The sequence below is a fragment of the Embleya sp. NPDC005575 genome, from assembly GCF_040605455.1.
Lineage (GTDB): Bacteria > Actinomycetota > Actinomycetes > Streptomycetales > Streptomycetaceae > Embleya.
In genome coordinates this window covers 81,214-91,844 of sequence record NZ_JBEXCV010000015.1, presented here as the reverse complement: position 1 = coordinate 91,844, position 10,631 = coordinate 81,214, and the positions used below count along the sequence as shown (strand labels likewise).

10 protein-coding genes and 2 pseudogenes are annotated in these 10,631 nt (G+C 69.8%); 3 read left to right on the top strand and 9 right to left on the bottom strand.

The genetic code is table 11. The annotated features are described in order from the left end of the window. Positions 1–292 precede the first annotated feature (292 nt). Positions 293–1,081 (bottom strand): TetR/AcrR family transcriptional regulator C-terminal domain-containing protein, encoded by a 789-nt coding sequence (locus ABZS54_RS07900; RefSeq protein ID WP_355532216.1) that lies wholly within the window; start codon positions 1,079–1,081, stop codon positions 293–295. 88 nt (positions 1,082–1,169) lie between these two features. Here ABZS54_RS07900 and ABZS54_RS07895 point away from each other — a divergent pair, with 88 nt between their 5' ends. Continuing rightward, complete coding sequence (locus ABZS54_RS07895) at positions 1,170–2,123, top strand: alpha/beta hydrolase (protein WP_355532214.1); 954 nt, start codon at positions 1,170–1,172, stop codon at positions 2,121–2,123. A gap of 223 nt (positions 2,124–2,346) precedes the next feature. Next, complete coding sequence (locus ABZS54_RS07890; RefSeq protein WP_355532212.1) at positions 2,347–2,946, top strand: DHHA1 domain-containing protein; 600 nt, start codon at positions 2,347–2,349, stop codon at positions 2,944–2,946. Positions 2,947–3,027: 81 nt separating this feature from the next. On the opposite strand, the gene ABZS54_RS07885 is transcribed toward ABZS54_RS07890, so the two are convergent. Continuing rightward, on the bottom strand, positions 3,028–3,387 hold the full coding sequence (locus ABZS54_RS07885) for a GNAT family N-acetyltransferase (protein ID WP_355532225.1): 360 nt from the start codon (positions 3,385–3,387) through the stop codon (positions 3,028–3,030). 92 nt (positions 3,388–3,479) lie between these two features. Here ABZS54_RS07885 and ABZS54_RS07880 point away from each other — a divergent pair. Further along, positions 3,480–3,701 (top strand): annotated as a pseudogene (locus tag ABZS54_RS07880) (DNA translocase FtsK); the annotation flags it as partial. 583 nt (positions 3,702–4,284) lie between these two features. Here the strand turns inward: ABZS54_RS07880 and cas2e are convergent. From cas2e to casA, 7 genes and pseudogenes are all read right to left on the bottom strand, one after another. After that, complete coding sequence (gene cas2e / locus ABZS54_RS07875) at positions 4,285–4,563, bottom strand: type I-E CRISPR-associated endoribonuclease Cas2e (protein WP_355532210.1); 279 nt, start codon at positions 4,561–4,563, stop codon at positions 4,285–4,287. Further along, positions 4,560–5,587: pseudogene (cas1e, locus tag ABZS54_RS07870) on the bottom strand (type I-E CRISPR-associated endonuclease Cas1e). Before cas1e ends, cas2e begins: the two are co-directional and overlap by 4 nt. Before the next feature lie 3 nt (positions 5,588–5,590). Beyond that, entirely contained in the window at positions 5,591–6,349 is a 759-nt protein-coding gene (cas6e, locus tag ABZS54_RS07865; RefSeq protein WP_355532223.1) for a type I-E CRISPR-associated protein Cas6/Cse3/CasE, read from the bottom strand. A 5-nt stretch (positions 6,350–6,354) separates the two neighbouring features. Continuing rightward, positions 6,355–7,143: a type I-E CRISPR-associated protein Cas5/CasD gene (gene cas5e, locus ABZS54_RS07860; protein ID WP_355532208.1), complete on the bottom strand. Its 789-nt coding sequence runs from the start codon at positions 7,141–7,143 to the stop codon at positions 6,355–6,357. After that, on the bottom strand, positions 7,140–8,270 hold the full coding sequence (gene cas7e / locus ABZS54_RS07855; RefSeq protein ID WP_355532206.1) for a type I-E CRISPR-associated protein Cas7/Cse4/CasC: 1,131 nt from the start codon (positions 8,268–8,270) through the stop codon (positions 7,140–7,142). Before cas7e ends, cas5e begins: the two co-directional genes overlap by 4 nt. A 49-nt stretch (positions 8,271–8,319) precedes the next feature. Then, on the bottom strand, positions 8,320–8,910 hold the full coding sequence (gene casB / locus ABZS54_RS07850; protein WP_355532204.1) for a type I-E CRISPR-associated protein Cse2/CasB: 591 nt from the start codon (positions 8,908–8,910) through the stop codon (positions 8,320–8,322). Beyond that, positions 8,903–10,582, bottom strand: coding sequence for a type I-E CRISPR-associated protein Cse1/CasA (gene casA, locus ABZS54_RS07845; protein WP_355532202.1), 1,680 nt, complete (start codon positions 10,580–10,582; stop codon positions 8,903–8,905). The genes casB and casA overlap by 8 nt, the downstream gene beginning before the upstream one ends. Positions 10,583–10,631: the final 49 nt, after the last annotated feature.

The following is a 10,631-nucleotide window of genomic DNA, read 5'->3' as shown; positions in this document are numbered from 1 at the left end:
GGCCTCCACCGGACTCGACCCGGTCGTCGTAATCGCCACGTCGGTCATCGGATACTCCCTTTGCTCAGGGTGTACACCGAGTCCTTGATAGTCCCTGCAAAGTCCGGTCGGATCTCGGGGACGGCCAGGTAGAGGCCGCAGGCGCAGTCCGGGTTCTTCCGCGGTGCCGCCGAAACTGCCTGTCGCCACTCTCACAGATGGTCATTTGTGAGGGGCGGAGCGTCGCGGGAGGTGAGAGCTCGGGCATGGCTCTCCGTAAGTTGTCAGGCGGCCCGGGAGAGCCGGATGTGGCTTATGGTTCTCTGCCTTCTGTGGCTTCTCGGGAGTGGCCGCCCGGCTCTACCTTCGCGCGACCCCGCACAGAGGTCGCTCCGATGTCGTCGGGCTGAAGGAGCCCGGTGAGTACGCGGGTGAGGATGCGATCGAAGAGCGCTTCCGATGAGTCCTCGGCCTCGGGCGGCTGCCCGGTCAGGGCGGTGGCGAGGTGCGGGTGATGGCCCGCCATGGCGACCTGGGTGAGATATTCCGCCTGGGCCTGCTGCCACTGCGGGATGGTCTGCCCGGCGAGACGCTGGATCACCTCGGCGCGGGTCAGAGTGGAGACGACGGCATTGAGGATCGCGATGGCCTCCAGCTTGGTCCGGGGACTGACGTCGACGTCGGCGAGCGCGGCCAGGGCGTGCTCCAGGTAGGTGAGCGCGTGCGGCCCCACCGGGGTCCTCGCCGCGGTCGCGTCCAGCAGCCATGGGTGCGCGAGGTAGACGCTCCTGCTCTGCCGGGCCAGGGCGAGCAAGTCGTCGAGCCAGTGTCCGGAGCCGAGTGCGTCGTAGGAGATCTCGCCGTTGACCCGGTCGATCATCAGTTCCAGCAGTTCGTCGCGGGTGGCCACATAGCGGTAGAGGGATGCCGGCCCGGCCCCGAGAGCGACCGCCACGGCCCGCATGGTGACGGCGGGCAGGCCGTCCGCGTCGGCCAGGGCGATCCCGGCGGCGGCGATGCGGTCACGGTCGAACGTGGGCGTCGGGCCGCGTCCGGCGCGTTCGGGGCGCAGCCAGATGCTGTGGGCGGACGGCTCGGTCATGACCCCTCCTGTTCTGCGAACGATGTATGCAGTATCTTAGGCTGCATGAACTGCGAACATGGATCGCAGTAGATGAAAGAGAGTCGACATGCCCCAGATGCAGCCGCAGCAGGAGTGGACGCCGACCCGGTATGCGCACAACGGCGACGTGCAGGTGGCCTTCGACCAACTGAAGGGCTCCGAGGGCGAACCGCTGCTGCTGATCATGGGGTTGGCCACCGCCCGGTTCTGGTGGCCGGCCGGACTGTGCCAGGCTTTCGCCGACGCCGGGTTCGCGGTGGCCCGCTACGACCAGCGCGACGCCGGCCAGTCGACCCGGATGCCGGACACCGCCACCACCAACCCCTTCAAGGCCCTGTTCGCCAAGCGCGGGGACGCTTACACCTCCGAGGACATGACCGACGACGCCATCGCTGTGATGGACGAACTCGGCTGGGAGCAAGCCCATGTCTTCGGCCATTCCCTGGGCGGCGCGATCGCCCAGCGGATCGCGCTGCGACACCCTGAACGGGTGCTCAGCGTCACCTCCTCGGCGGCCCTGCCCAGCGATGTCTCCGGGCTGGGGGTCCTGCGCTATCTGCGGTTCGGCCTGCTCGCCAAGCTCGCCCGGACCAAGTTCCCCGAGGGCCGCGCGGGCGACATCGAGGCCGCCCTCACCGTCTGGCGCGGCATCGCCTCCCCCGGCTACCCCTTCGACGAGGCTGCGGCCCGCGCCTGGGTCGAGGCCGACGTGGACAGTGGCCCGCGCGACAACAAGGCGCAGAGCCGCCAGATCGGCGCCCAGTGGCACGGACCCAGACTCAAGGAGCTACGCCGACCCACCCTGGTCCTGCACGGCGAGCAGGACCCGATCCTGCGTGTCAGCGCGGGCCGCGCCACCGCCCGGGCGATCGACGGCGCCCGCCTGGTGACCTACCCGGGCGTCGGCCACGACCTCCCCGCCGCCCTGTGGACCGACATCGCCCGCCAGGTCAGCGACATGGCGGTCCGTCGGTTGCGGTCAGGCGGTTCGGGCGTGTTCGGACAGCCGCTGGGCGAGTGACAGCCGGGTGCACTCCGGCGTCGTGGGCACGGTGGCCGTCTTGCCGGATCGTTGAGGCGCCGGACGCGGCAGGTTGCCACCCGTCGTGATCCACTTCCCCCGATCAGCCCGTCTGTCATGCCCGTTGCCCCGGCCTGCCCGATAGTCGCGACCGCCGCCGAACGCGAGCGGTTGAAGAAGATGGCCTACGGCCACAAGACCCCGTACCGGTGACGGCGGTCGCGTGCTCAGCGAGGGCTCGATCGGCTCCAACCTCCGCCGCATCGAAGCCCTCACCGGCCACGGAACCCTCCGCAACCAGGACACCGAGCGCCGCCTGCTCGACGAGGTTTCCGCCCTCCTCGGCACCCGCCCGAAGGTCGCTCCCGAGGCCCTCCGCAAGCGTCTGGACGGCCTGGCCGCCGCGCAGAAGCAGCTCGCCCAAGTGCGTAACGCCGAGCTGCGGAGCCATGCGGAACGGCTCGCCTGTGCGTCCCGCCAAGTGCCCGGCGGCCGGATCATCTCGCAGCGGGTACCGGGCCTCGGGGCGGACGACCTCCGGACCCTCGCCATCAACACCATGAGCCGCCTCCGCGACGACCGCGCCGTCGTCGTCCTGGGCACCGAGCACGACGGCAAGGCCCTGCTCGTCGCTGCCATCACACCCGGCCTCCTCAGCGCGGGAACCAAAACCGCCCACATCCTCGCCTCCGCCGCGCGCACGGTCGACGGCGGAGCAGGCGGCACCGGCCCCGTCGCCGGCGCCGGAGGCCGCCGCGTCGAAGCCCTCGACGACGCCCTGACCGTCGCTGCCCAGGAAGCGACCCACGTCTTGGGCCAGTAGGCGACCCCAGCGGCCCGAGCGGCATGCTGCGGGCGGGAGACCCCGTGAGGTCACCCGCCCACAGCACCGCCCCACGCGCGATCAGCGCGCCAACAGAGCGTTCGACAGAACGACGCTCTCGTAGTTGGTGACGTCCCACCGCCACGTGCCCACCGGCACATAACCACGCCTGCGGTACCAGCCGACGAGTTCGGTTGCCTGGGCCGAGGTGTCGATGACGACCTGGGCGGAACCCAGCGCCGCGATCCGCTCCTCCGCAAGGGCCAGCAGGCGCTGACCGAGCCTGGTGCCCCGCTCCGACGGGTCCACGGCCAGTTGCCAGAACGACCCGGCAGTGGCCGGCGCGGGGTACCCCTCCGGAACCGCGTGAGGAGCCGCCACTGTCACGGTCCCCAGTGACACGTTCCCCCGAAATGCGACCCAGCACTCACCCTTGCCCAGGCGGTTTACCGTGTCCTGCGAGGACTGGTAGGACGCGAAGAAGACCCTCCCGGCCGCGGCATGATCGGCGTACGCGCGATGGAGCAGACAGCCAGGCGGCGGAGCTGGTCGTCTCGACGCAGTTCGGGTCCACCTCGATGCTCCAGCGCAAGCTGCGGGTCGGTTTCGCGAAGGCCGGGCGGCTGATGGACCTGATGGAGTCGCGGGGCATCGTCGGACCGAGCGAGGGGTCCAAGGCGCGCGACGTGCTGCTGGAGGCCGACGAGCTGGACGGCGTGCTCGCGGTGATCCGGGGGGAAATGACCACGTGGTGAAACGGGGCCAGTACCTGACCTGTCCTGGCATGATCTTGCCGGGACTCTTAATCCGCTGCCGGTCGGTTCGTTGTTACCGGAACCCCACCCCTCGTTTGACGCAGCGCATGGAGAGCTGTGCGCGCCGGCCGCGCCCTGCGGCTGTAACTCCTGTGCAGCTGCGGACGATCGCAGCCGGGAGACACCCCCACAGACGCGGGCCGACGTGCGTCGAAATCCCAATACTGTGTGCATGCGGCGACACCATCGCCCCGAACGCAGCGCCGACACACCGAACGTGTACGGCCCGGTGCCGGGCCAGGGACCGCCCCCACGAACGCGGGCCCACTTCTTCGCGGCCTCCTGGTCGATGCCCCACGCCGGACCATCCTCGCAGCGCGCGGCAGACGAGCAGTGTGCGCACGTCACTCTCCCGGGACCATCCCCGCGAGCGCGGGGCCGACACTTCCTGATAGGGGTATCGGTCCAGGATCTCGGGACCATCCCCGCGAGCGCGGGGCCGACGCCTGACCTGGGTCTCTACCGGCGGGTAATGCCAATTTCATTCAGTTGCGTCATGCCACTGACTTCCCTTGACTCTTCGTCACCGCCCCGGTCGCGCCGACAGGATCAGGCCGTCGAAGTCCGTCGGCCGCCAACGTTCGCGTCCTGCCGTGCGCACGGCCCAGCCCTGCTCGTTGTCCGCGGGCTCGGCCATCACCGCTTGCCCATCCCGGATGCGATCCGACAGCAATTGCCAAAGGCGGTCGCGCACGCGGCGGCTCGGGGTGCCGACGAAGACGCCGGCGTTGACCTCGACCATCCAGCGGGTGAGGTGGCCGCGGAGGCCTTCGGGCGCGGCGATGAGCACGATCACCGTCACCGGACGCCGCCTTGCCCCGAGGGCTCCGTGTCGAACTCCGGCCCCACCACCGCGATGTGGTCCTCCCCCATCGAGGCTTGGCGAACGAGGTCCGACGTGTCTTCGTCACCGTAGTTGACCCCGCCTGCCACGGTTCCCGTGCGCTCGTCCCACAGTTCGTTGGACTCGATGTCCGGGACCTCCGTTCCCTCGGGCGACAGCAGGGACTTGACATCGTCGACGATCCGCCCGAGCAGCTTGTCGCGCACGATCAGCTCCCGAAGGCCCACACGCGCGTCGCGTTCGTCCACGAGCCCCCGCGCGGCAAGATCGAAGGCCAACGGAACCGAGTACTCGACTTTGTAGAGGTCCGCGATGTCCTGCACGAAAGACGTCGCGGTACCCGAGTGCACAAACCCCAGGCCGGGACTGGCGCCCAGCCCGACGATGACGGCGTGACTGAGGCCGTACAGCGCCGCGTTGGCCGCCGAGATCAGCCTGTTGACGTCGTCACCGGCCGCGAAAGCGTCCCCTGCCCGTACTCGCGGCGCTTCCACGGCACGCCGGTTCGCTGCGACTGCGCCTTGTACACGTCACGCAGCCGCCTGCCCTCGCGCCCGCGCAGCATCTGCATGGTCGCTTTGGACACGTCCTCGCCGGGGAAGCGCATCCCGTACATCGCGCGTGCCACCGCCAGCCGTTCCTTGGGGCGCGTGACCAACCACGCCTGTCGGTGCAGCAGTCCCGCGCCTCGTGCCGGGCCGATGCCGGTGGCGTACAGCCGTACTCCGCGCTCCCCGACCCAGCAGACGGCCGTCCCGGAATCGGCCAGTACCGCGATGGCCTGGTGGGTGACGCGAGTCCCGGGCCCCAGGAGCATGACGGCGATCATCGCGGCCGGGACCCGCACGGTCTCGCGTTTGTTGATGATCACCACGGCGTTGTCGTCGCGATCGACATGACTGCGTTCGACGTACACGCTGGATACGCGATCGGCCAGCCGGTGCAGGTCGTGGGGGTGGGCCTTCCACCAGATGTCGGGCACCGTTCAGGGCCCTTCCGGCAGCGCGGCGAGGGTCAGCAGCCCGCATCCGTAGGCTTTCCCGGGGCCGAGGCCGCCCAGGAGTCGTTGGGTGAACAGGCCCGCGTCGGTGACCCGCAATCGTCCCTCGAAGGTGGCCGTGTTCAAGACGACGGGTGGTGCGCCGCGGCCGCCCTTGCCGAACGACTGTCGGTGGCGGGCGGTGATGCGTACCTCCCGCGCCGGCACGGCACCTTCGAGGGGACCGATCCCTGGCACGGCCGGGTCCGTTCGCGCCTCGGGAACGGCGAACCCCCACCCCTCGGTGCGCTTGAGGAACCAGGTGAGCTGATCGGCGGCGGTGCGGTGACCGATGCGAAACGACCGGACGTGCACCTCGGACTTGCGCTTGTCCTGGATCGCGGACGGTGCCTTGGGGGCGCTGGTGTTCTGTACGGGGTTCGCGGTCAGCCGGAACGCGAATTCCCGGCCGGTCGCGATCCGCGCGAGCAGCGGGGCGTAGTCGCGTACGGCCGCGTGCTCTCCCTCGGCGTCGGGCCAGCCCGCGCGTTCCACGACGTGTGTCCAGTCGGGCCTGGACTCGGTGAGCGCGAAGAGCATCGGCCGCCGGGGGTTGTCCGTGTCCAGCCGCCACAGGACGCGTTCCCCGGTCGGGCGATCGGCGATGCCGCCCAGTACGGCGCCGTGCATGGCGCGGGGGTTGGCCAGGAGTTTCCGGCTCTCGCCGCGCAACGGGTTGAGCCGGACTCGGGACAGGTAGGGCATGTCGTTCACCAGTCCAGGAGGGCGAATGGGTCGTGGCCGGCGGCGTCGGCCTGCGGATCGGGGTGCGTGAAGCCGGAGGGGACGGTCAGCCAGTCGTGTCGGATGCGGCGGCTGGTGAAGCCGCGTCGTAGCGGGTCGAACGACACCGGCTGGTCGTGGGCGACGTCGTCGCCGTCGGGGTCCTCGAAGGTTGCCGACAGTTGGACGGTGGCGGGGCGACCCTTGCGCGCGTGGCGCTTGCGGGCGTGGTCGCTCACCTGCCAGACCTCTTCGGACAGGGCCCGCTCCAGGTTCGTGTCCCGCGTTCCGAGGTTGATCGGTTGCGTGGGCACGCACGAGCGTCGGCCGAGGGCAAGCGGGAAGGCCGGTCCGGCGACGGCTTCCGCGAGTGTCGTGATCAGGTCTGCGGGGCCTTCGACACCCGCGACGAAGACGGCGTCCTGGAGGTAGAAGCGCTGCGTGATGTGCGTGTGCTTGGCCGGCGACGTGAGCTTTTGCACACCCTTGGCCGACACTGCGGCCTGGGGCAGCGGCTGCCCGCGATAGTCGCTGACGGTGTGATAGTCCCGCAGGAGCGATCCCGCCTGGTCCACCCGTACTCCGAGGCGGAGCCCGGCGAGGATCGCGATGTCCGCCTCGCGCTGGAGGCCGGACGCGGCGGCGAGCAGGCCCACGATTCCGGACTTGGTCGGTTCGGGGCGGGTCTCACGGCGGTTGAAGGCGCTGCGGTCACCCCAGGACTGCAGCGGCCCGGCCAGGCGCAGCAGCAGTACTCGGCGGTCGGCGGTGCTCATCCGTTCTTCCTCGCGTCGAGCCGGCCCGCGAGTTCCGTCAGGAGCGAGGGGAACGGCTTCGTGTCGCCGAAGACCTCGGCGAGCCGCATCCCGGCCGGGGACTTGGTATCGAAGGTGTGGCACACGGCGATGTCGTCCGGGGCTCCCCATGCCTGCGTGACGCGGGCGTACTCTCCGGCGAAGCGCGCGGCCGAGTCTGCGGCGATGCCGTCGGTGCCGGGTACGGGCTCCTCGAACGCCGAGACCAGGTTCACCGGCTGATCACCGCGGATCGCGACCGCGACAAGGCTGGGCAGGGTTCGGTGGGCGAACGTGTTCTGGTGGCCGGAGGGGACGGCGCGCGCGAAGTCCTGCACGAACAGCCCGACGGCTTCGATGGCGGCGTCGATGTCACCGAGGTTGGCTTCGAGTTGGTGCAGTCCGACCGTGGCGTACCGGTACAGCGTGGCGGAGTTGAAGCCGACCGTCCCGATCATGCCCGCGCCGGTCTCGTCGGCCGCGTTCTGATCATCTACAGCCGTGTAGTAGTCGAATTCGAGTTCTACGGCGTGCGTGGACAGCGCGTGGGCGACCTGGGTGGCGGCGTCGACGTTGAGCGAGGGGATGTCGGCGACCATGCGGCCGAACAGGGCCACGTCCATCGGGTGCCCGGTGCGGAGTTTGTCCGCGACGGGCAGGCTCTTCACGGCCTCGACCAGGGCCTCGTCGTCGAGCGCCACGAGGTCCTTCGCCTGATCGGCGACCAGGTCGACGATGTCCTCGACCTGTCGGTGACCGTAGAACAACAGGTAGGCCGTGTCGCCGGCCTTCTTGCCCGGCTTGACCCCCAGCGGGGTGAGCAGGGCGGTCGCGAGCCGCTGTGCCTGCTCGACGTCCACGCCGGTGCGGCCCAGGCGGGCGGCGAGTTCGGCGGCGATGCGCTTGGTCCGGGTGCCCTGTTCACTCTCGGGCTGGTGGGAGGCGAACTGCATCCGCGTCGCGCGTTTCCACGCCTGCGAGGACACACGGGCGCGCCGGACGCCGCCGAAGTACGCCTCCTTGGGGTTGCCCTGATCGTCTCGGTTCAGGTTGGCGGGCGGGACGGTCTGCAGGATGTGGACGTCGATGTACGTACGCGCAACAGTCATGATGTCTCCGGGAATCGGTTCGTGCGATCGGCAGTGGCGGGCGTGTGCGTCACGCCTTGGCGGCGCCCGGCTTCCAGCCGTAGTAGTCGCGTCCCCAGCGGCGTCGCACGCGGCTGCGGCCGTCCGGGTGCTCGAAGTCGCGCAGGTCGTCGAGCAGCGCGTTGTAGTCCAATGGCAGTGCCACGGTGCGGAGTTGGGTGATCAGGCCGCGCAGGTGGATGTGCAGTGCCTCGGGTCGCGCTGCGGTGGCGGCGGCGTCCACGCGTCGGTCGACGGCCTGTTCGCTGAACTTGCCACTCGCCCGCAACGCGCGCAGAGCCTGCCCGGGGCGTACGCCGGCCTTGTGCATCGGCGTCGCCTGGGACTGCTGATGCAGCCCGTACAGGGCCAACGCCGCGTGCTCGGCGCGCTGTTGTGCCGACATTAGGTCCTGGCGGGCCAGGCGTTCGTCGATCTCAGAGACGCAGAACGCCCAGACTGCCCAGGCTTCGCCGGCCGGTCGGCCGAGACCGCTGCGCATCGCCGCGAGATCGGCGCCCGGTGGTGGACCGGCGTGGCCGGTCGCGCGGTCGACGCGCCAGCGGCCGTCGGTTCCGATGCGCGTGTCCCAGTAACGCTCGCGCTGTTCGGTATCAGGCATCGTCGTCCTCACCTTCGGGCGTCGCGACGCTCCGGCGGGCAGCCTCGGTGGCCCGCCCAAGTGTCCGACGCAGCTGGAAGCGGAAGTTGCCGTCCGCGGTGGCCAGGCGATACGTGCGTTCGCGGCCGTTGTCGTCGACGACGCGGCCGGCGAACACACCGGGCGCGGCCGTGCCCACCACCCGGTCGGCGATGTCACACGCATGTCGCCAGGCCGACTGTTCCCACGCGAGCAGGCCACGCTCGACCAGGTCGCGGTCGTCGCCCGCCTTGCGCAGCCCCGACAACAGCCGACGTACCAGCGGGTCCAGGATGTGCAGCAGCAGCTCGCCCGGTCGCTGTCCCTTGTCCCAGGGAATCGGATCCGCGCCCGCGGCCCGGCGTAGATCGCCCGAGAGGTGATTGATCGCGCGGGCCAGTTCCTCGGCCTGTTCACAGGCTTCGAGCAGCGCGTCACGTGCCGGGCTGTCCGAGGCGAGGGCAGCCAAGGGCAGCGGAATGGCGTCGAACAGGACGTCGTCCACGACGGCCGACTGTGTTCCGTACGAGATGCCGGTCATTTCCAGTTGGACCGGGTAGTCGGACGGCAAATCACGGTCGAGGTCACGGAGTTGGCTCACGAGCACACTGGTGGCGAAACCCGCGGAAGCCTTGCCGGCACCGGCGGACATCCGTTCGGATTCCAGCAGGGCGTCCAAGCCGCGCCAGGCCGCCTTCCCGGGCTGGTGCCGGCGGGCCCGACGCAGGGGCCCCTGCTCCCGAGTCTGCTTCCCGACCGGTGGGATCGTCCACGCGGTGTGAGGTTCGAAGTCGGGAATCTCCTTCAGCCGGTCGCCCGCGGTGATGACGACGCGGGTGACCCGAACTCCGGCGTCCGTGTCCCGGGGAACGAGTCGAATCCGGCGCGACTGCCAGGTCCACAGGTCCAGAATCCCCTTGGCCGCCCGCGACGTCCACGCGGGCCCGGCGGGTGCGCATTGCCACTGAGCCCGGTCGCCGGGGATCACACCGGTGCGGTACGGCATGTTCAGCAGGAGAGTCTCGTACAGGGTACGGCCGGTGGGCATGACCACGCCGAGTTGCCCAAGCGGACCTGTCGGGTTTCCGGTTGTCTTGCCCGCCTTCGCCTGAGAGTCATCGGCGGCGCCCGTCTTGATGGCAGCCGTGTCCCAGCACTGCGTGTGCAACAGCCAGTGAGCGGCCTCGGCGGGTGTGAGCGCCAACGGGTCGCCTTCGGTCCGCGAGGCGAACAACGGCACGTTGTTGCCGGTGGCGGCGGTGGCCACCAGCAACGCGGAGCCCTTGGTCTCGTCCTTGCTCGTGCGCAGCCCCGCAACCTGGGCGAAAGGAGTCTGTGGATGGAAAAGGTCGAATCGATCGAGCTGTTCGTCGAAGTGGTCGTTCAGGCTTTTCTTCTCTTCGGGCGTGAACCCGTCCGCGCGAAAGCGCGTGAGCCAACCAGTGCGACCGCCGGGCGGCCCGAGCGCGGCCCACACGATGGGTAACAGGAACTGCCGAAACAGGGCTGGGGCTTGGGTCGGCAGGCCGACGACGAGGCCCTCGAAGTCGACGGCGTTGATCAAGGCGTCGCGTCCGGTGCACGTCCTGGGCGGGCCGCCGCCCCTGGGCCGAAGGACCAGCCAGGGATCGTCGACCAAGCTGAAGGTGAACATGCGGAATAGCCCCCTAACTGTCCATGTCTAAGGAAGGTCTTTGGGGAAC

Bases quoted from the DNA above. Each gene is read 5' to 3' on its own strand.
- ABZS54_RS07895 (WP_355532214.1), top strand. From the start codon at position 1,170: ATGCCCCAGATGCAGCCGCAGCAGGAGTGGACGCCGACCCGGTATGCG.
- ABZS54_RS07900 (WP_355532216.1), bottom strand. From the start codon at position 1,081: ATGACCGAGCCGTCCGCCCACAGCATCTGGCTGCGCCCCGAACGCGCC.
- cas7e (WP_355532206.1), bottom strand. From the start codon at position 8,270: ATGACTGTTGCGCGTACGTACATCGACGTCCACATCCTGCAGACCGTC.
- cas6e (WP_355532223.1), bottom strand. From the start codon at position 6,349: ATGCCCTACCTGTCCCGAGTCCGGCTCAACCCGTTGCGCGGCGAGAGC.
- casA (WP_355532202.1), bottom strand. From the start codon at position 10,582: ATGTTCACCTTCAGCTTGGTCGACGATCCCTGGCTGGTCCTTCGGCCC.
- casB (WP_355532204.1), bottom strand. From the start codon at position 8,910: ATGCCTGATACCGAACAGCGCGAGCGTTACTGGGACACGCGCATCGGA.
- cas5e (WP_355532208.1), bottom strand. From the start codon at position 7,143: ATGAGCACCGCCGACCGCCGAGTACTGCTGCTGCGCCTGGCCGGGCCG.